This is a genomic window from Citrobacter sp. CK188, assembly GCF_030333525.1.
Taxonomy (GTDB): domain Bacteria; phylum Pseudomonadota; class Gammaproteobacteria; order Enterobacterales; family Enterobacteriaceae; genus Citrobacter_B; species Citrobacter_B koseri.
The window spans coordinates 419,887-439,947 of record NZ_JAOWFU010000034.1; the positions used below are offsets into that span (position 1 = coordinate 419,887).

Annotated in this window: 17 protein-coding genes; 10 read left to right on the plus strand and 7 right to left on the minus strand. The window is 54.9% G+C overall.

Features of this window, described 5'->3' with window-relative positions; genetic code table 11:
• Positions 1-135: 135 nt before the first annotated feature.
• The 7 genes from yhdP to csrD all read right to left on the minus strand — a co-directional run bounded on the left by yhdP (position 136) and on the right by csrD (position 10,928).
• Positions 136-3,936, minus strand: coding sequence for an AsmA2 domain-containing protein YhdP (gene yhdP / locus OGV67_RS15675; RefSeq protein ID WP_286465718.1), 3,801 nt, complete (start codon positions 3,934-3,936; stop codon positions 136-138).
• A gap of 67 nt (positions 3,937-4,003) precedes the next feature.
• Positions 4,004-5,473, minus strand: a complete 1,470-nt coding sequence (rng, locus tag OGV67_RS15680; protein WP_012135381.1) for a ribonuclease G — start codon at positions 5,471-5,473, stop codon at positions 4,004-4,006.
• Positions 5,463-6,056: a Maf family protein gene (locus OGV67_RS15685; protein ID WP_115614374.1), complete on the minus strand. Its 594-nt coding sequence runs from the start codon at positions 6,054-6,056 to the stop codon at positions 5,463-5,465. The genes rng and OGV67_RS15685 overlap by 11 nt, the downstream gene beginning before the upstream one ends.
• 8 nt (positions 6,057-6,064) lie before the next feature.
• A complete protein-coding gene (gene mreD, locus OGV67_RS15690; protein ID WP_012135383.1) occupies positions 6,065-6,553 on the minus strand; it encodes a rod shape-determining protein MreD in 489 nt (162 codons plus the stop codon).
• Positions 6,553-7,572: a rod shape-determining protein MreC gene (mreC, locus tag OGV67_RS15695; RefSeq protein WP_012135384.1), complete on the minus strand. Its 1,020-nt coding sequence runs from the start codon at positions 7,570-7,572 to the stop codon at positions 6,553-6,555. Before mreC ends, mreD begins: the two co-directional genes overlap by 1 nt.
• Positions 7,573-7,636: 64 nt before the next feature.
• The gene (mreB, locus tag OGV67_RS15700; RefSeq protein ID WP_000913396.1) at positions 7,637-8,680 is read right to left on the minus strand and encodes a rod shape-determining protein MreB; all 1,044 of its coding nucleotides are present in this window, start codon (positions 8,678-8,680) and stop codon (positions 7,637-7,639) included.
• A 307-nt stretch (positions 8,681-8,987) separates the two neighbouring features.
• A complete protein-coding gene (gene csrD / locus OGV67_RS15705) occupies positions 8,988-10,928 on the minus strand; it encodes an RNase E specificity factor CsrD (protein ID WP_115614373.1) in 1,941 nt (646 codons plus the stop codon).
• 203 nt (positions 10,929-11,131) lie between these two features.
• Between csrD and acuI the strand changes: the two genes are divergently transcribed.
• From acuI to OGV67_RS15755, 10 genes are all read left to right on the plus strand, one after another.
• The gene (gene acuI, locus OGV67_RS15710; protein WP_047460914.1) at positions 11,132-12,106 is read left to right on the plus strand and encodes an acrylyl-CoA reductase (NADPH); all 975 of its coding nucleotides are present in this window, start codon (positions 11,132-11,134) and stop codon (positions 12,104-12,106) included.
• 77 nt (positions 12,107-12,183) lie between these two features.
• Positions 12,184-13,185, plus strand: coding sequence for a protein-methionine-sulfoxide reductase catalytic subunit MsrP (msrP, locus tag OGV67_RS15715; RefSeq protein ID WP_374189568.1), 1,002 nt, complete (start codon positions 12,184-12,186; stop codon positions 13,183-13,185).
• Positions 13,186-13,806: a protein-methionine-sulfoxide reductase heme-binding subunit MsrQ gene (msrQ, locus tag OGV67_RS15720; RefSeq protein ID WP_012135388.1), complete on the plus strand. Its 621-nt coding sequence runs from the start codon at positions 13,186-13,188 to the stop codon at positions 13,804-13,806.
• A gap of 235 nt (positions 13,807-14,041) precedes the next feature.
• Positions 14,042-14,494 carry a type II 3-dehydroquinate dehydratase gene (gene aroQ, locus OGV67_RS15725; RefSeq protein WP_058668166.1) on the plus strand — a complete coding sequence of 151 codons (453 nt, stop codon included), beginning with the start codon at positions 14,042-14,044 and terminating at the stop codon, positions 14,492-14,494.
• A 22-nt stretch (positions 14,495-14,516) separates the two neighbouring features.
• Positions 14,517-14,987 carry an acetyl-CoA carboxylase biotin carboxyl carrier protein gene (gene accB, locus OGV67_RS15730; protein WP_012135391.1) on the plus strand — a complete coding sequence of 157 codons (471 nt, stop codon included), beginning with the start codon at positions 14,517-14,519 and terminating at the stop codon, positions 14,985-14,987.
• Positions 14,988-14,997: 10 nt separating this feature from the next.
• Entirely contained in the window at positions 14,998-16,347 is a 1,350-nt protein-coding gene (gene accC / locus OGV67_RS15735) for an acetyl-CoA carboxylase biotin carboxylase subunit (RefSeq protein ID WP_012135392.1), read from the plus strand.
• 106 nt (positions 16,348-16,453) lie between these two features.
• Positions 16,454-16,696 carry a YhdT family protein gene (locus OGV67_RS15740; RefSeq protein ID WP_012135393.1) on the plus strand — a complete coding sequence of 81 codons (243 nt, stop codon included), beginning with the start codon at positions 16,454-16,456 and terminating at the stop codon, positions 16,694-16,696.
• The gene (gene panF / locus OGV67_RS15745; protein WP_047460907.1) at positions 16,686-18,137 is read left to right on the plus strand and encodes a sodium/pantothenate symporter; all 1,452 of its coding nucleotides are present in this window, start codon (positions 16,686-16,688) and stop codon (positions 18,135-18,137) included. Before OGV67_RS15740 ends, panF begins: the two co-directional genes overlap by 11 nt.
• A gap of 11 nt (positions 18,138-18,148) precedes the next feature.
• Positions 18,149-19,030, plus strand: coding sequence for a 50S ribosomal protein L11 methyltransferase (prmA, locus tag OGV67_RS15750; protein ID WP_047460904.1), 882 nt, complete (start codon positions 18,149-18,151; stop codon positions 19,028-19,030).
• Positions 19,031-19,171: 141 nt separating this feature from the next.
• Positions 19,172-19,948 (plus strand): carbonic anhydrase, encoded by a 777-nt coding sequence (locus tag OGV67_RS15755; protein WP_153257904.1) that lies wholly within the window; start codon positions 19,172-19,174, stop codon positions 19,946-19,948.
• Positions 19,949-20,061: the final 113 nt, after the last annotated feature.

Below are 20,061 nucleotides of genomic sequence, written 5' to 3' on the forward strand. Positions count from 1 at the left end.
GTCGCCATCAGGCGCTTCAATGCCGGACTGCGGTAGAAGTTATGTAGGCCGGATAAGCGCAGCGCCATCCGGCTTTTGCAGTTCGTCATTCATTTCTATTTACTGAGATTGGGGCAATTACTCGCCCCCGTCAAATCATTGCTGGCTTTCTTTACGCGGCTGGCGCAGGACTTCGTTAATCTGCGGTTTGTCTACCGGGCCCGTGATGCGATAGCGCAGAATGGAGACTTTGCTCCACAACGGCCCCAACACTTTACTCGCGGCAAATACCGCCGCCCCGACAATCGGGTTCACCGCAAACGCGGCGGCAACCCCTACCGTGGCGGAGATTTCCGGTGCGACGACGGCTTCAATATCGAGTTCCCGACGCACCAGATTGACTGAACCTTTCTTGGCGATGTCGGCCTCCAGCCCATCCACCAGCGTATCGTCAGTGTGCATCACGCCGTCTTTGATCCACGCCGTACTGCGAATAGAGTCAAAGTAGAAACCGTCGCTGAACGTATCGCTAAAATCAAAACGCAGCTTACGCAGCAGTGCGTCAAAGCTCAGCAAACGCAGAAGCTGCCCCGCATGACCGGTGCTCAGCTCGGTAATTTCACCTTTCCCCAGGCGGGTACGTAAAATGCCATTAAGGGAAGCCTCATCCGGCTGCCAGGGCAGGTTACGCCAGTGTAAGTCATAGTCCACGTTAAACGAGGCGTTGCGGATGGGGGTCGAAACGCCAAAGAATCCCGCTGCGGCATCAATTTTATGGCCGCGCAGTTTCCCCTTCAGCGACGTGCGCTCGCTACCCGGCGTGTTCACCCAGACACCCTCAGCCGTCAGCCGGGAGAAACCCGTATCCAGCAGCCCGTTACTCAGGGTCAGCGTATTTCCCTGAATCGCGACGTCGCCGTCAATACGCCCATATTTTTGCCCCCACAGCCAGCATTCGACGCAGCGTAACTGCACATCAGGCCAGCCACGGAAACTGACTCGCTCAAGGGAGGAGAACGGCGAGGTCGCCTGCGCGCCGTCTGTACGCTTCGCCGCGCTCGGGTTGTAATACAGGTATTTGATATTCGCCTGCCACGGAGCATTATTGCGTATCGCCAGCGTGGCGTTAACCTCGCGCCCCTGCGCTTCGACCTTCTGACCATTCAGCGACGGCTCAGAGACAATGCTCAGGTTATTCCACTGTTGCCCGCCCAGCGACAGCGAAGGCGTTCGTAGCGTCACGCGCTGCGGCAAACTGGTCTTTGCGCCAACGTTATCCGCCGCGCCTTTCTGGAACAGCGCCAGCCACTCTGCGCCATCCATTGCCGGAAGATTAAGCTCAACGCCTTGTCGATCAGGCAATGTCGGCGTGGTGCGGCTATCCGTTGTCCAGATTGCCCGATCCAGCGTCAGTTTCTGATTCAGCAGCCAGCGGCTGTTAAAGTGATTATTCTTCCCGGCGCTGCCGGTCAGCGCGAAGCCACGCAAGTTACCGTCGGCCTTAATGCTCACTGGCAAGGATTCCCCGGCCTGCTTGTCGAGCGGTGACGGTAAGCGACTGCTCACATTCTTCAGGTCGCCTTTCAGTTCTACGTTGTATGTCGCACCAGAGTGATAAGGAAGCGCAATGCCCACTTTACCGTTCCACGCCATACCGCCGCTTATAGCATCGTTCACCTGCGCAGGTAGCACGCCCATACGGCCCGGCTGCCAGTTGCCGTTAAGGTTGACGTCGACCTGATAGGCCTTTTCCCCTTCATTGGTGGAGAAATCCACGTTCAACGGCTGATTAAACCAGTTTGCCGTTAACGGTTCGCTCTTGAGATTGCCGTTGTTGAAGCTGAACTTACCGCTCAGGTTCTTCAGCGTGCTGTCGAGCGGCTTAATGAACAAACTATTATTACGCAGCAAGACGTCCCCTTTGGCGGTGACCAGCTCGCCATCCAGCGGAATATCAAGATGTAAGCGAGCATTCACATCGCCGTCAATCTGGAGTTGCTCCAGCGTGGCGCCGAGAGAATCTTTCAGCGGCGTGTCGTCAAAATACGGGCCGACCGCTTTACCCGGCCCATTGATATCGGCATCAATCAGCAGCTTTTCTTTGGCATAGTCCGGGATTATTGCGGTCAGATTGCTGGCCTTAACACCACCCAGATTGACGCTATCCGCCTTCATCCACAGGCCGTCGTTCAGGAAGTCCAGCTCAATGTTGAGGTCGGACAGCGCGGGCCAGTCCGGCTGGAAAGCAAACTTCGCGTTACGCAGCGGCACCAGCACTTCAAACTGACCTTCATTATGTTTGTAGGGGAAAAGATGTGGATTGCCGCCATACACCAGCGTGGCGTTATCCGCTTCGCCGCCCTGAATCGCGCCGCTCAGGTAATCAACCAGCTCTTTGCCCATCAGGTTTTCCGGGAAATAACGCCAGGCCTGTGAACCGTCATCGGTGCTGATCCCCGCCAGAATCCCCAGCCAGGGCTCCTCTCCAGCGGGTTGCAGATAACGAAAACCGCCGCGCGCATGTACGGCTTTCGCTTTCACATCGATGTTGCGCCCGTCCAGCTGAAACCCTTTGTCATTCTTCAGCCAGGTGAGCGTCGCCACGCCGTTTTCAATTTCCAGCGGTGCGCGAAAGACGGTTTCATACGGCATTTCGGCCTGCTGCATCGAGGCAGTCAGCGCGCCGTTTTCCACGCTGCCGGACAAGGTGCCGGAGAAGTGTTCCGCGCCCGGTAAGAGCTTCCACTGCTTCCAGGCGAGGTTATCCCACGACGCCTGGAAACGTGTTTTCTCCGTCGCCTGTAGCGGGATATCCAGCGCGAGAGTGTCTATTTTTCCGCGTGGCTGTGTGGCCTGCCAGATGTCGCCCAGCGCAGGCGAGAGTTTCGCCGCCACCGGACGCAGCCCGTCCATATCAGCCAGTTCAAGGTTGCTGGCGCGAATACGCAATTCATCGCTGCGTATGTTGTTCTGACCGCCAACTTCTTGTTCCGGCACCCAGGCCAGCGTTAACGCGCCGCGCGGCCAGGGTTTGCTATCCAGCGTGATACGCGTGTCAGGAATATAAAACTGCCAGCCCGGCTGTTCACGCGTAATGTGCGCGGTCAGGTTATCAACGGAAAGCGTGTGCGAATGATTATCGCCCTGCCAGCTCGCGCCGCCCTGCTTAAGCCAGATATCGCCGCTGGAGACTTCGCCTTTCGTGAGCGTCATCCAGCCTTCCAGGCTAAAGCGTGCGGTTTGCAGCGCCACGTTATCCTGCATCCATTTGCCCAGCCACGGCTTCACGTCAATATCGTCGGCCTGTAGCCAGACCCGACCGTTGTTCAGCAGCCCGTCGTCGTCACGCAGATCCATACGAACCTGCATCACGCCATGCTGCCCGGTCAGGCTGGAGAGACTGACCTGACCTTCCGCGCGGTGCCTGTCTTTGCCGTTCAACCAGGTAAGCTGCGGGATCGCCAGTTCGGCTCGCTGGCCTGATAAGGTCAGAAAGCTAATTTGGCTATCCCGGAGATCGAAGTGATCAAACTGACGCAGGAAAAGATCGCTAATACGGTTGGTTTCAATGCCTTCGTCGCTGTCGCTGCGTTGGATCGGCGTATTGGTGCGGATGTGCAGTTGCCAGAAGGTGAGATCGCGAAACTGCCAGCGCATGTGCAACAGGCTTTGCCAGACATCCAGCGCCAGCGTGACGCGCTTTACTGAAAGCTCGCCGCCATCTTTCAAACTGGCATGGATGTCCCGGGCTTCAAGCGTGGGGCCAAAGGTTTGCCAGTTCGCATGCAACTGGCTGGCGGCAACAGGAATACCCGTGGCAGATTCAATTTTGCTGAGGATCGCCGGACGCCAGCTATCCAGATGGGGGAGCGCAAGGCGCAATCCACTGATCAGCAGCGCAACGACGACGACGAGCGCGGCTCCAGTGAGCAGTAATATCCCCGGCAATCGCCTCACGCGTCTCTCCTTGTCTGCCAAAAATGTGACTCACAAACCCGTTATCCGGCCTGGAAACGGCGGTCTTTTACATCATTACGACGTCAAATTGCTCCTGGTTATAGAGCGGTTCAATCTGGACTTTAACTTGCTTGCCGACAAAAATTTCCACCTCTGCCAGCGCGTGCGACTCTTCGCCTTTTAACGTTTCCGCCACCGCCGGAGAGGCATAAACGAGGAAACGATCGGAGTCGTAGGCATGATGCACACGCACGATTTCACGCATAATTTCATAGCAGACGGTTTCCACCGTTTTCACCGTACCGCGTCCATGACACGTTGGACATTCATTGCATAGCACATGTTCCACGCTTTCGCGCGTACGCTTACGGGTCATCTCTACCAGACCCAGTTGCGAAAAGCCGTTGATGCTGGTTTTCACGCGATCTTTGCTCAGCGCCTGCTCCAGAGAATGCAGTACCCGACGGCGATGATCTTCATTATTCATGTCGATAAAATCGATGATGATGATACCGCCCAGATTGCGCAGACGCAGCTGCCGCGCAATCGCCTGCGTCGCCTCAATATTGGTATTGAAGATCGTATCATCAAGATTACGGTGCCCGACAAACGCCCCGGTATTGATATCAACGGTGGTCATGGCTTCGGTTTGATCGATAATCAGATAACCGCCGGATTTCAGCTCCACCTTGCGTTCCAGCGCGCGCTGAATCTCATTTTCAACATCAAAGAGATCGAAAATCGGCTGATGACCGCTGTAGTGTTCGAGCTTGCTGGTCATCTCGGGGATATATTCCGCAGTAAATTCCAGCAATGCCTCGTACGTCAGACGCGAATCCACGCGGATTCTGTCCAGCTCGGCATCGGCAAAATCACGCAGTACGCGCTGCGCCAGCGCCAGTTCGCCGTACATCTGATAGCGCGTTTGCGGCCGCTTTTTACGCTCCATGACTTTCGTCCAGACGCGTTTGAGGTAAGCGGCGTCCGACGCCAGATCCTCTTCGCACACCCCTTCCGCCGCCGTACGGATGATAAATCCGCCCTGCTCGTCGCAATACTCCGCCACCACCTTCTTCAGGCGTTCACGTTCGGTTTCGCTTTCAATACGCTGAGAAACGCCAACGTGCGACGCGCCGGGCATAAAGACGAGGTAGCGGGAAGGCAGCGTGATGTCCGTCGTCAGGCGCGCGCCTTTGGTGCCAAGCGGATCTTTTACCACCTGCACCATCAGATCCTGCCCCTGACGCACCAGCTCAGAGATGTCGCGTACGGTGAAGTTCTTTTGTTCTTCACCCGCCACGCATTCGGTATGCGGCATAATGTCTGAAGCATGAAGAAACGCGGCTTTCTCCAGTCCAATATCTACAAAAGCCGCCTGCATACCCGGAAGTACACGGCTTACACGGCCTTTGTAGATATTGCCTACGATGCCTCGTCGCGCTTCACGCTCAATATGAATTTCCTGAAGAATACCGCCATCAATGTACGCCACGCGTGTTTCCGATGGCGTTACGTTTACCAACAATTCAGCCGTCATGTTTATCCCTTTTCTCACGCAGTGCGTTAAAATTGCTCAGCAACTCATACGTTTCAACCAGCGGTAAGCCGACCACGGCGTGATAGCTGCCGTTTATCTTCCTGACAAAACAGCCACCCTGCCCCTGAATACCGTATGCTCCAGCTTTATCCATAGGCTCACCGCTGGCGACATAGCCCGCGATGTCCTCATCACTCAGTGCCCTGAACGTCACCTCCGTCACCACCAGACAATCCAGCACGTACTGGCTGTCCGCCAGCGCGACGGCCGTCATCACCTGATGCGTCTGCCCCGACAGTTTGCGCAGCATATGCGCCGCGTGTTCTGCATCGCGCGGTTTCTCCAGCACTTCACCGTTAAGAATCACGATAGTATCGGCGCCCAGCACCGGCAAGTCGCGCGCCGTTTGCGCCACGCCTGCCAGCGCCTTTTCCCGCGCCAGACGGGAGACATACTGTTGCGCGCTTTCGCCTTCGCCACGCGTTTCTTCAATTCCCGTAACGATACGTGCAAAAGAGACGCCCAGCTGCGCAAGCAGCTCCTGGCGGCGAGGTGAACCGGAAGCAAGATAAACGTCAGTCATAGAAACCTTTACTGCACAGCAAACTGCTGGCGCACTTTGCGCATCAGCAGGAAAAGCCAGGGCCAGAGCACACCGTTTACTACACTACTCCAGAATACTTCCGGTCTGAAAGAGACGTTGATCACTAAAAACTCGGCCCAGAAAACAATAATGTCCACGACCAGTGAGAGCAATATCACCACCAGTGCCTGTTGCCAGAGCGCCAGGTTACGGAATAGCTGGAATTTCAGTGCAACCAGATAAGCAATGATACTCATCGACAAGGCCCGCACGCCAAGCGTAGAGCCGCTGATCAGATCCAGTATTGCACCCATCACAAAACCTGTACCCACATTTACGCGGTGCGGCAGTGCGAGGATCCAGTACAGCAAGATAAGGAGCACCCAGTTTGGCCGGAAAACGATGATATCATCCGGCCAGGGCATGATTTGCAGCAATAGCGCAATAAGAAACGAGAGCCAGATAACCCAGCGACCCTGGCTACGATAACTTGCCACTATTGCCCCCCCGTTGCGCGCGTAGCCGACGGTTGTTGAGGCGCGGCAGGCGCCGGGCTAATCCCCGTGGCAGGGTCCGGCATTGGCGCTGGCGGCCCCATCGCATCTGGCGAAGGCAGAACCTGCGGCATCATCTGCATCAGTCGTTCGTTAGCGACGCGATGCACATCTTCCGGCGTCATCGGATTAGCGCCGTTGCGATCGGCTCCCCACAGCAGCAGCAGATAACGCAAACGCTGTAAACCCGCAGTCGGACGCGCCTGAATCACGGTGTAAGCACGTTGGGTGTCCAGCTTGACGGACGAAACCACGCCCACCGGATACCCTTCCGGGAAACGGCCGCCCAGACCCGACGTTACCAGCACATCGCCAACGCGAATGTCGGTGTTTGCCGGTAAATGCTCAAGCTGTAAATCGTCCGTGCAGCCGTTACCGGCGGCAATGACGCGGATATCGTTACGCAGCACCTGAATCGGCAACGCATGTGTCGCATCGCAAATAAGCAGAACGCGGCTGGTCAGTTTCGCCACCGCAACGACCTGGCCCACTACGCCTTTGTCGCTGATGACCGGTTGCCCCTCATAGACCCCGTTCACGCTTCCTTTGTCGATCACCACCTGATCGCTGTAAGGATCGTTAACCGTGGAGATGACCTGAGTCACCATTTTTTGTTCGTCCTGACGCAGCGGCGAACCCAGCAGCTCGCGCAAACGCGCGTTCTCCTGTTTGTATTGCCCCAGCATCAGCAATTCGCTGTTTTTCAGCAACAGTTCCTGGCGCAGCGCCCGGTTTTCAAGTTCGAGTTGGTCACGCGAAGCCAGCGTTTGCGACACGCCGTCGAGTAATTCACGGGGACCATTGGAAATAAAGTAGAAAGGGCTGACGGCGGTATCCATGTACGTGCGGATTTGGCTGAACGTCCCCAGGCGGCTGTCGGCTATAATCACGCCGAGCGCCACCAGCACCGCCAGAATAAGGCGAATCTGTAGCGACGGGCCACGGCTAAAAATTGGCTTCATAAGTTTGCGTATTCTCGTATCAGAGTCGGCAGGGTAATCAAACCATCACCCTGCCGGTATCCGATTACTCTTCGCTGAACAGGTCGCCGCCGTGCATATCGATCATTTCCAGCGCCTTGCCGCCGCCGCGCGCCACGCAGGTCAGCGGATCTTCAGCAACAACGACAGGAATGCCGGTTTCTTCCATTAACAGACGATCAAGGTTACGCAGCAGCGCGCCGCCGCCCGTGAGCACCATACCGCGCTCGGAGATATCAGACGCCAGTTCCGGCGGGCACTGTTCCAGCGCAACCATCACCGCGCTCACAATACCGGTCAGCGGCTCCTGCAACGCTTCCAGAATCTCGTTGGAGTTCAGGGTAAAGCCGCGTGGAACGCCTTCCGCCAGGTTACGCCCGCGAACTTCGATTTCACGCACTTCGTCGCCCGGATACGCAGAACCGATTTCGTGTTTGATACGCTCTGCGGTCGCTTCGCCGATCAGAGAACCGTAGTTACGGCGCACATAATTGATGATCGCTTCGTCGAAGCGGTCGCCGCCAATACGCACAGAAGAAGAGTAAACCACGCCGTTCAGAGAGATAACGGCCACTTCCGTCGTACCGCCACCGATATCGACAACCATTGAACCGGTTGCTTCAGACACCGGCAGACCGGCGCCGATTGCCGCAGCCATCGGCTCTTCGATCAGGAACACTTCACGAGCGCCAGCGCCCTGTGCGGATTCACGAATCGCACGACGCTCTACCTGGGTCGCTCCTACCGGTACACACACCAGCACACGAGGGCTTGGACGCATAAAGCTGTTGCTGTGCACTTGTTTGATGAAGTGCTGGAGCATTTTTTCAGTCACGAAGAAGTCAGCGATAACGCCGTCTTTCATCGGGCGAATAGCAGCGATATTGCCCGGCGTACGACCCAGCATCTGCTTCGCATCATGACCTACTGCGGCCACGCTTTTCGGTGAACCGGCACGATCCTGACGAATGGCCACAACGGAAGGCTCATTCAATACGATGCCTTGTCCTTTTACGTAAATGAGGGTATTCGCAGTACCCAGGTCAATGGACAGGTCATTGGAAAACATGCCACGAAATTTTTTCAACATACTAAGGGATAATCCTGAAAGCTGGGGCGGAAAACAAAATCCGCTTACTTTACCAACCACACGCAGCAGCGACAAGGCGCAAAAATCATCTGCTACGGTGAAAATTAGCGCAGTACGTTTCCTTTGTTACAAATCTCTGTCTGGGTCCATCAGAACTGAATACATCAGCAGCAATCCTGGCCTTCATTTGCAACCTGTAAAAGGTCGTTTACCTGCATATTTGCTGCAACAATCTGGCGAGCAGACAAGCACACCCCCATGAGGCACAGCGCGCGTTATTCTACGTGAAAACAAATTAAACGGCAGGTTAAACCGAGTATCTTTGCGAATATTTTTTCACGTTGGTGTCAAGTGGTTGGGAGGAGGCAAAAAAATCCCCCTGTCCGCCCGCCACTCCGCGCCCCGTCAGCGTATGCCACTCGCTACGCGAACGGACGCCTGTCGCGTAAACCTGCGTATGCGTTCCCGTGCAGGCTTCCACCAGGCTCTGTACCAGTAACTGGTTTTCCGTTCGTTTCTCAATGTTTCTTACCAGACTCGGATGAAGTTTCAGTAATTCCACATTAAGTTCTTTAATCCAGCTGGTACTCACCAGCGTCAAACCCGCCTGTGTCACCGCGATCCGAACGCCAAGCGCATTCATTAAACGAATAACAGGCTGTAACCGACTGATGTGTTGACAAACATCTGCCTCGGCAAGTTCAAAAATAATACGTTTTCGCTGCGATTTTTCGCACTGCATCAACGTATCACGCAGCCAGCGCTGAAACCGTGGGCGGATCAACGATTCTACCGTTACCTGCATCGCCAGATTTTCCTCCGGCCAGTATTTCAGCAGCGGGATCAAACGGCTAATTTGCAAGCGGTCATACTCTTCCGATAAACCGAACTGCAATACCATCGGCATGTATTCCGCCGAAATCACCTCTTCGGCGCCGTCAAAGATACGGCACATCAGCTCCCGGTGGTGTACGCGTCCTTCACGCATTACCGCCGGTTTCTGATAAATCCGCGGCCCGCCCCGGCTGAGCATCTGCTCAATAAGAGTGCGCCAGCGTACGTTGCCTCGGCCTTTTTCCGGCAGCGAATCGTCATACACCGCCCAACTGTTCCCTCCCTGCAACACGGCATTTCGGGTCGCGGCTTCGGCATGTTCCATCACCTGCTCCGTCGACTGACCGCTACGCCATGCGCAAATGCCGATATGTACCATATCGTCACGATCGAGCTTTTTATTAACCGGTAATGCATCTACCGCTTTTAATAACTGCCCGGCGATGCTCTCCGCTTCTTTCAATGTGCGGTGCGGCAACAGGACGGCAAAGTCGCTGCGGTGGTAGCGCGCCAGCAGCGAACCCGGGTAGCGCATAATAAATGTCGACAGCAGATTAATCAGCGCAAACAGCTGTTCTTCCGCGAGATCGCGCCCCCAGCTGTCGTGAAGCAGGTTAAAGTCAGGCAGGCGGATCATCATCACCACGCCATGCGATCCCACTTTTTCCTGATCTTCCAGCAGCGTCGCCAGTTGGTTATCAAAAAACAGGCGATTGCCCAGCCCGGTTTTGACATCCTGCGCCGCATAAGAACGGATAAGCGTATCCAGACGGCTGCGCTGTTCGCTGGCAAACTGAATTTCAGACAGCAGCATATCCAACGCGCTACTGGTGCGCGCGGGCCATTCATAGACCGACCCTCGCGCATTCGGCCCGCGTTCGCCGTTCAGAATACGCGTTGCACGAATTTCCAGCAGCTCCTGCCCGGACAGCTGGCGCTGTAGCCAGCGTACCGATAAGAACAAGATGAAAACGATAAAGCCGATCGCCAGCGTGAGCGGCGCGGTGGTCACGAGCGAGTGAAAATAGTTGCCCATCGGGTCCTGAAACACCACATGCAGCGAGGTGCCGGGATGTTTTACCAGCGGAATCGTCAGCTCACGATACAGGTTGTTGCTTCCCGCTGGCCGATAGCTGCTGTTGCGCGAATGGCTATACACCTGGCGGCCATCCTGCAACAAATCGACACGCACGATATCGACCGATACCATCAGTTCATTAATCTGCGGCGTTAGCGTGACAAAATCAGAGGAGACAAGATGCGTGTCAATAGCGGTGGCGACCGCCTGAATGCGGCTGGTGAATTTATTCTCGATAGCATTGTAAAAACTCAGCGAGCAGCCGATGAGCGTAACGAAGATTGTTAACCCGGTAAGCAGCGTGACAAAGGCTGAGAATTTCGTCGTTAATCGCATCCGTGTGTTAACTCCGACAGTTATAAACGACATGAAAGAGCAACTCTGAACGCGAAGTCCGTTAAATTGCACAGCTAAGCGGGCATACTACCAAATCAGGTCTATCTGGCAATTTATTGCGTTGAATCGGCATCACGTTTTGATTAGCGAGTATAGTCTTCATAAATATTTTTCCAATCCACTATGCAAATTGAGGACAGGTTATGCAGGCTTTGATCTTAGAACAGCAGGACGGTAAAACCCTTGCTTCCGTTCAGACCCTTGAAGAAAGTCGGCTACCGGAAGGGGATGTAACGGTAGATGTCCACTGGTCCAGCCTGAACTATAAAGATGCTCTGGCCATCACCGGGAAAGGGAAAATCATCCGTAACTTTCCGATGATTCCTGGCATCGATTTCGCCGGAACCGTACGCGCCAGTGAAGATCCCCGCTTCCATGCCGGTCAGGAGGTTTTACTGACCGGCTGGGGCGTGGGCGAAAACCACTGGGGCGGTCTGGCTGAGCGCGCCCGCGTAAAAGGCGACTGGCTGGTTGCTCTCCCGAAAGGTCTTGATAGCCGAAATGCGATGATTATCGGCACCGCCGGTTTTACCGCCATGCTGTGCGTGATGGCGCTGGAAGACGCGGGCATTCGCCCTGAAGATGGCGAGATTGTCGTGACCGGCGCCAGCGGCGGCGTGGGCAGCACTGCCGTTGCGTTGCTGCATAAGCTGGGCTACCAGGTTGTGGCCGTGTCAGGACGCGAAAGCACTCACGACTACCTGCGTAGCCTGGGCGCCAACCGCATTCTGGGGCGCGATGAGTTTGCCGAATCCCGCCCGCTGGAAAAACAACTCTGGGCCGGTGCCATCGACACCGTTGGCGATAAAGTGCTGGCGAAAGTGTTGGCGCAGATGAACTACGGCGGCTGCGTTGCGGCCTGTGGCCTGGCGGGCGGCTTCGCGCTCCCTACCACGGTCATGCCGTTTATTCTGCGTAATGTCCGCTTGCAGGGCGTGGATTCCGTGATGACTCCGCCTGCCCGCCGCGCAGAAGCCTGGAAACGCCTGGTCAACGACCTGCCAGCCTCTTTCTATGCGCAGGCTGCAACAGAAATCACGCTGGCAGACGCGCCGAAATTCGCCGATGCCATCATCAATAACCAGGCGCAGGGCCGTACGCTGGTGAAGATTGCCTAATCTTCAAATTTTCGTGACATATTCGCGTTAACGTTTCGCCTCCGTCATGCTTAAAAAAACGCATGACGGAGGATGCTATGAAAATGAAAAAACTGACGGAAGCCGACGTAACCGCGGAGTCCGTTTTTATGTTGCAGCGCCGCCAGGTACTGAAAGCTTTAGGTATCAGCGCGGCCGCCCTTTCTCTGCCCGCTACCGCCCAGGCCGACCTGCTGAGCTGGTTTAAAGGCAACGATCGTCCCCCTGCGCCTGCCGGTAAGCCGCTTGATTTCAGCAAACCCGCCGCCTGGCAAAACGACCTCCCGTTAACGCCGGAAAACAAAGTCACCGGCTATAATAATTTCTATGAATTCGGCCTCGATAAAGCAGACCCGGCCGCCAACGCGGGTAGCCTGAAAACCGATCCCTGGACGTTGAAAATTAGCGGTGAAGTAGCGAAACCCCTAACGCTCGATCACGATGCGCTCACGACGCGTTTCCCGCTGGAAGAGCGAATCTATCGTATGCGCTGCGTTGAGGCATGGTCGATGGTGGTTCCCTGGATTGGCTTCCCCTTACATAAACTGCTCGCACTGGTCGAACCCACCAGCAGTGCCAACTATGTGGCGTTCGAAACGATCTACGCGCCCGATGATATGCCGGGACAAAAAGACCGCTTTATCGGCGGCGGGCTAAAATACCCTTACGTCGAAGGATTGCGTCTGGACGAGGCAATGCACCCACTCACGCTGCTGACTGTCGGCGTCTATGGTAAAGCGCTGCCGCCGCAAAACGGCGCCCCCATCCGTCTGACAGTGCCGTGGAAATACGGGTTCAAGGGGATTAAGTCGATCGTCAGTATTAAACTGACCCGCGAACGCCCGCCGACCACCTGGAATCTGGCCGCGCCAAACGAATACGGATTTTACGCCAACGTGAATCCGCACGTTGATCATCCGCGCTGGTCACAGGCGACCGAGCGTTTTATTGGCGCGGGCGGCATTCTGGATGTACAAAGACAGCCGACGCTGCTGTTTAACGGCTATGCCAGTGAAGTGGCGTCTTTATATCGCGGTCTGGATCTGCGGGAGAATTTCTAAGTGCGTCTGACACAAAAACAGATCGTCTGGCTAAAAGTACTGCTGCATCTTGCCGGATTATTACCGTTTCTCTGGCTCGTCTGGGCGGTGAATCAGGGAGGGCTCAGCGCCGATCCGGTCAAAGATATTCAACACTTTACCGGTAGGACAGCGCTGAAATTCTTGCTCGCCACCTTGCTGGTTTCACCGCTGGCGCGCTACGCTAAACAGCCATTATTGATCCGCACCCGCCGCTTGTTAGGGTTATGGTGCTTCGCCTGGGCCACGCTGCATTTAACCAGCTATGCGCTACTTGAACTGGGCATAAATAATCTGGCGCTGCTGGGCCAGGAGTTAATCACTCGTCCTTATTTAACGTTGGGCATTATCAGTTGGTTCATTTTATTCGCCCTTACGTTGACCTCCACGCAGGCGGCGCAACGAAAACTGGGGAAACGCTGGCAACGTTTGCATAACTTCGTTTATCTTGTCGCGATTCTGGCTCCCATTCATTATCTGTGGTCGGTAAAAATTTTATCGCCGCAGCCGGTCATTTATGCCCTGCTGGCGCTGGTGCTTTTAGCCTGGCGCTACAAGACATTTCGCCAGTGGTGGCGGTCGTTTGCGGGCAAAATGCTGTAACGCCTCCGTTATGTGCGGTTTGTTGCAAAACCAGGACTCGCCTTGGGTCTTTGCGTGTTAGCAGTTGATAATCTTCCCTGATAAGACCAGTATTTAGCTGCCAAATGCTACGAAATCGTTATAATGTGCGACCTTGGTTTCCCGGACAGGGTTTTTAAGCCGCTGAAAGGGTGACAATCGCGCATCAAAGGTATATTTTGTTTTTTACCGGAGAATCGCAGGAGATAGCTGCACGATGGCCGACAAATCACACATTTTGCTTTTAAACGGTCCGAACCTTAATATGCTCGGCACCCGTGAACCCGATAAGTACGGCACCCTGACACTAACGGAAATTGTTAACCGTTTGAATGCAGAGGCCGACGCGCTGAATGTGACGCTGGATCATTTGCAGTCTAACGCGGAGTATGCACTCATCGACCGTATTCATCAGGCTAAAGACACTGTGGACTATATCCTGATTAATCCGGCCGCGTTTACGCACACCAGTGTTGCGATTCGCGATGCGCTGCTCGCGGTGAGCATCCCGTTTATCGAGATTCACCTGAGCAACGTACATGCGCGGGAACCGTTTCGCCAGCATTCGTATCTTTCCGATATTGCGGCTGGCGTCATTTGCGGATTCGGCGCTGACGGTTACTCATACGCTTTACAGACGGCGGTAAAACGCCTGTCACAATCACACTAAACAAAGAGTACGGAACCCACTCATGGATATTCGTAAGATTAAAAAACTGATCGAGCTGGTTGAAGAATCAGGCATCTCCGAACTGGAAATTTCTGAAGGCGAAGAGTCTGTGCGCATCAGCCGCACCGCGCCAAACGCAGGTTTTCCGGTGATGCAACAAGCTTATGCTGCGCCAATGCAGCAGCCAGCTCTGTCTAACGCTGTCGCTCCGGCGGCTGTTCCAGCAATGGAAGCGCCTGCTGCATCAGCGGAAATCAGTGGTCACATCGTACGTTCCCCAATGGTTGGTACTTTCTACCGCACCCCGAGCCCGGATGCGAAAGCATTCGTCGAAGTCGGCCAGAAAGTTAACGCGGGCGATACCCTGTGCATCGTTGAAGCCATGAAAATGATGAACCAGATCGAAGCCGATAAATCCGGCGTGGTGAAAGCAATTCTGGTCGAAAGTGGTCAGCCGGTAGAATTTGACGAGCCGCTGGTCGTCATCGAATAACGAGGCGAACATGCTGGATAAAATTGTCATCGCCAACCGTGGCGAGATTGCACTGCGTATTCTTCGTGCCTGTAAAGAACTGGGTATCAAGACCGTGGCTGTGCACTCAAGCGCGGATCGCGATTTAAAACACGTATTGCTGGCGGATGAGACGGTCTGTATTGGCCCGGCTCCGTCCGTAAAAAGCTATCTGAACATCCCGGCTATCATCAGCGCCGCTGAAATCACCGGCGCGGTGGCAATCCATCCGGGTTATGGCTTCTTGTCTGAGAACGCCAACTTCGCTGAGCAGGTTGAACGCTCCGGCTTTATCTTCATTGGCCCGAAGGCCGACACCATCCGCCTGATGGGCGATAAAGTGTCCGCAATCAGCGCAATGAAGCAGGCTGGCGTTCCATGCGTACCGGGGTCTGACGGCCCGTTGGGCGACGATATGGATAAAAACCGCGCCATTGCAAAACGCATCGGCTACCCGGTTATTATCAAAGCGTCCGGCGGCGGCGGCGGTCGCGGTATGCGCGTTGTGCGCGGCGATGCCGAACTGGCGCAATCCATTTCCATGACCAAAGCGGAAGCGAAAGCAGCCTTCAGCAATGACATGGTGTACATGGAAAAATACCTGGAAAACCCACGCCACATCGAAATTCAGGTGTTGGCTGACGGTCAGGGTAACGCTATCTATCTGGCAGAACGTGACTGCTCCATGCAGCGTCGTCACCAGAAAGTGGTCGAAGAAGCGCCAGCGCCGGGCATTACCCCGGAACTGCGTCGTTACATCGGCGAGCGTTGCTCCAAAGCGTGTGTCGATATCGGCTATCGCGGAGCAGGTACGTTTGAGTTCCTGTTCGAAAACGGCGAGTTCTATTTCATCGAAATGAACACCCGTATTCAGGTAGAACACCCGGTTACTGAAATGATCACCGGCGTTGACCTGATCAAAGAACAGTTGCGTATCGCTGCGGGCCAGCCGCTGTCCATCAAGCAGGAAGAAGTTGTGGTGAAAGGCCATGCGGTAGAATGCCGTATCAACGCTGAAGACCCGAACACCTTCCTGCCAAGCCCGGGTAAAATCACGCGTTTCCACGCGCCGGGCGGCTTTGGCGTACGCTGGGAGTCCCATATCTACGCGGGTTACACCGTACCGCCGTACTATGACTCCATGATCGGCAAGCTGATCTGCTACGGTGAAAACCGTGACGTAGCGATTGCCCGTATGAAAAACGCATTGCAGGAACTGATCATTGATGGCATCAAAACCAACATTGACCTGCAAACCCGCATCATGAACGACGAGCACTTCCAGCACGGTGGCACCAACATCCACTATCTGGAGAAGAAACTCGGTCTTCAGGAAAAATAAGCGTGCGTTAATTGAAAAAGGCCGGTTTTCCGGCCTTTTGTTTTTTTCCCTCCGGTACATCCCATAAGGTACAATCCCCGCTTTCTTCATCCACAAGGGACAAAAAATGGACACGCGTTTTGTTCAGGCCAACAAAGAGGCGCGTTGGGCGCTGTGGCTGACCCTTCTGTATCTGGCTGCGTGGTTAGTGACTGCTTACTTACCAGGCGCGGCACCCGGCATAACGGGCCTTCCACACTGGTTTGAAATGGCCTGCCTGCTGACGCCGCTTGTTTTCATTTTACTGTGCTGGGCTATGGTGAAATTTATCTATCGCGACATTCCTCTGGAGGACGATGATGCAGCTTGAAGTCATTCTGCCGCTTATCGCCTATCTGCTGGTGGTGTTTGGTCTGTCGGTCTATGCCATGCGAAAAAGGACGACGGGCACCTTCCTGAATGAGTATTTCCTCGGTAGCCGTTCGATGGGCGGAATTGTATTGGCGATGACGCTGACCGCCACCTACATCAGCGCCAGCTCATTTATCGGCGGCCCGGGCGCGGCCTATAAATACGGCCTGGGCTGGGTATTGCTGGCGATGATCCAGCTACCCGCCGTCTGGCTCTCGCTGGGTATTCTGGGTAAGAAGTTCGCTATTCTGGCGCGGCGCTACAACGCCGTCACCCTTAACGATATGCTGTTTGCCCGCTATCAAAGCCGTCTGCTGGTCTGGCTGGCAAGCCTCAGCCTGCTGGTGGCTTTCGTCGGGGCGATGACCGTACAGTTTATTGGCGGCGCGCGCCTGCTTGAGACCGCAGCGGGCATCCCCTACGAAACAGGGCTGTTAATCTTTGGCGTCAGCATCGCGTTGTATACCGCATTTGGCGGTTTTCGCGCCAGCGTGCTCAACGATACGATGCAGGGCATGGTCATGCTAATTGGCACCATCGTCCTGTTGGTCGGCGTGGTTCATGCGGCAGGCGGCCTCGGACACGCGGTCGAAACCCTGCAAACGATCGACCCGAAACTGGTGACGCCGCAGGGCGCGGATGACATTCTGTCACCGACCTTTATGACCTCATTCTGGGTGCTGGTGTGCTTTGGCGTGATCGGCCTGCCGCATACTGCCGTGCGTTGCATCTCCTATAAAGACAGTAAAGCGGTGCATCGCGGCATTATCATCGGCACGATTGTGGTGGCGATCCTGATGTTCGGTATGCACCTGGCGGGCGCGCTGGGGCGGGCGGTGATTCCTGACCTGACCGTACCGGATCTGGTCATTCCAACGCTGATGGTTAAGGTTCTGCCGCCGATTGCCGCCGGCATCTTTCTCGCCGCGCCGATGGCGGCCATTATGTCGACAATCAATGCCCAGTTGCTGCAAAGTTCCGCTACGATCATTAAAGATCTCTATCTGAATATTCGCCCGGAGCAAATGCATAACGAAACTCGCCTGAAGCGGATGTCAGCCATCATCACGCTGCTGTTAGGCGCGTTGCTGCTGCTCGCGGCCTGGAAACCGCCGGAAATGATTATCTGGCTTAACCTGCTGGCTTTCGGCGGCCTGGAAGCGGTGTTCTTATGGCCGCTGGTGCTGGGCCTGTACTGGGAGCGTGCAAACGCGACAGGCGCGCTAAGCGCCATGATCATTGGCGGCGTGTTGTATGCCGTGCTCGCCACCTTTAACGTTCAGTACCTGGGCTTTCACCCCATCGTGCCCTCGCTACTGCTCAGTTTATTGGCTTTTCTGGCCGGAAACCGTTTTGGTTCATCTGCCCAGCAAGCCACCTTATTGACTACTGATAAATAAAGAGTTTTGCCATGCCGTGGATCCAACTGAAACTGAATACGACCGGTACGAACGCCGAAGAACTTAGCGATGCGCTGGTGGAAACCGGCGCGGTCTCTGTGACCTTCCAGGACACGCACGACACGCCGGTATTTGAGCCGCTGCCAGGTGAAACGCGTCTGTGGGGCGATACCGACGTTATCGGCCTGTTCGATGCCGAAACCGACATGAAAGAGGTGGTGGCAATCCTTGAGCATCATCCGCTGCTGGGCGCGGGTTTCGCGCATAAGATTGAGCAACTGGAAGATAAAGACTGGGAACGCGAATGGATGGACAACTTTCACCCGATGCGCTTTGGCGAGCGTCTGTGGATTTGCCCGAGCTGGCGCGATGTACCGGATGAGAACGCCGTCAACGTCATGCTGGACCCGGGTCTGGCCTTCGGTACCGGCACGCATCCCACCACATCCCTCTGCCTGCAATGGCTCGACGGGCTTGATCTGAACGGTAAGACGGTGATCGACTTTGGCTGCGGTTCCGGCATCCTGGCGATTGCCGCATTAAAACTGGGCGCAGCGAAAGCTATCGGGATCGATATCGATCCGCAGGCGATCCAGGCCAGCCGTGATAACGCAGAGCGCAACGGCGTATCTGAGCGTCTGGAGCTCTATCTCCCCAAAGACCAGCCAGAAGCCATGAAAGCCGATGTGGTGGTCGCTAACATCCTGGCTGGCCCATTACGTGAACTGGCCCCGTTAATCAGCGTACTGCCCGTTGAGGGCGGTTTACTGGGGCTTTCCGGCATCCTGGCCAGCCAGGCGGAAAGCGTATGCGAAGCCTATACCGAACTCTTTACGCTCGACCCGGTGGTAGAGAAAGAAGAGTGGTGCCGCATTACCGGTCGTAAAAAATAATCAGTCCTTTCCGGCGTGGTCATCTGGCCACGCCTTTTTCACACGATTCACTTTCCTCTCCTGCTCGTCACCGATACAATATTCTTTATAATTGATTGATTTACATAATGTTATGTTGTTTTCAATTCATCGGGTAAATGCATGAAGTTAATTTCTTTGACCACTGCCTTTCTGGCAATCTGTATGATGCCCGTTTCCGTTTCGGCAACTGACTGGAGCTATGAAGGCGACACCTCTCCCGCGCACTGGGGTGAAATCAATAAAGCATACAAACTGTGCCAGACCGGGATGAGCCAGTCCCCTGTTGATATTCTCACCACGAATGAAATCCAGCTCCCGCCGCTTAACGTACAGTACATCGATCGCGCCGACATGCTCCTGAACGTTAACCACACTCTTCAGGCAACAATGAACCCCTATTCTTCTGCTTTCGCTCAGATTGACGATCAGCCTTATGCTTTAGCAGAATTTCATTTTCATGCCCCAAGTGAAAATACCATCAATGGTAAACACTATGCGATGGAGTTGCACCTGACGCACAAAAACCAGGAAGGTGAGATTGCCGTTGTTGCCGTCATGTTTGATATCGGTGAGCCAAATGAGGCAATTGAACGTTTATGGCAATCCATCCCGGCAACTCCGGGCGACAGCATACCGCTGCTTTCCCCTGTCGATATCAATCTGCTGTTGCCGGAAGACAGAACCTACTGGCGTTTTAGCGGCTCATTAACGACGCCTCCCTGTAGCGAAGGCGTAACCTGGATTGTCCTGAAACAGCCTATGACGCTTTCTGCCGGTCAACTGGAAAAATTTCGCCATACGATACACCCTGCCAACAATCGCCCTGTCCAGCCTTTGAATGGCCGCGTCATTAACGAATGGTCGATACCGACGCTTCGCGATCCTGTCCTGAAATGAGGCGGCGATCACACTATGAAACGATAATCTGCTGGTTAAATCAGCAGATTATGTTGTCCAGCCGTCAGCCATAGAAGAAAAAATGAGAAGTTACGCAAAATTGTAAGCGTATA

Coding starts and splice junctions, on each gene's coding strand:
- prmA (WP_047460904.1), top strand. CDS start 18,149: ATGCCGTGGATCCAACTGAAACTGAATACGACCGGTACGAACGCCGAA.
- OGV67_RS15685 (WP_115614374.1), bottom strand. CDS start 6,056: ATGACTGACGTTTATCTTGCTTCCGGTTCACCTCGCCGCCAGGAGCTG.
- acuI (WP_047460914.1), top strand. CDS start 11,132: ATGCAGGCTTTGATCTTAGAACAGCAGGACGGTAAAACCCTTGCTTCC.
- accC (WP_012135392.1), top strand. CDS start 14,998: ATGCTGGATAAAATTGTCATCGCCAACCGTGGCGAGATTGCACTGCGT.
- aroQ (WP_058668166.1), top strand. CDS start 14,042: ATGGCCGACAAATCACACATTTTGCTTTTAAACGGTCCGAACCTTAAT.
- mreC (WP_012135384.1), bottom strand. CDS start 7,572: ATGAAGCCAATTTTTAGCCGTGGCCCGTCGCTACAGATTCGCCTTATT.
- panF (WP_047460907.1), top strand. CDS start 16,686: ATGCAGCTTGAAGTCATTCTGCCGCTTATCGCCTATCTGCTGGTGGTG.
- OGV67_RS15755 (WP_153257904.1), top strand. CDS start 19,172: ATGAAGTTAATTTCTTTGACCACTGCCTTTCTGGCAATCTGTATGATG.
- rng (WP_012135381.1), bottom strand. CDS start 5,473: ATGACGGCTGAATTGTTGGTAAACGTAACGCCATCGGAAACACGCGTG.
- csrD (WP_115614373.1), bottom strand. CDS start 10,928: ATGCGATTAACGACGAAATTCTCAGCCTTTGTCACGCTGCTTACCGGG.
- mreB (WP_000913396.1), bottom strand. CDS start 8,680: ATGTTGAAAAAATTTCGTGGCATGTTTTCCAATGACCTGTCCATTGAC.
- msrP (WP_374189568.1), top strand. CDS start 12,184: ATGAAAATGAAAAAACTGACGGAAGCCGACGTAACCGCGGAGTCCGTT.
- OGV67_RS15740 (WP_012135393.1), top strand. CDS start 16,454: ATGGACACGCGTTTTGTTCAGGCCAACAAAGAGGCGCGTTGGGCGCTG.
- accB (WP_012135391.1), top strand. CDS start 14,517: ATGGATATTCGTAAGATTAAAAAACTGATCGAGCTGGTTGAAGAATCA.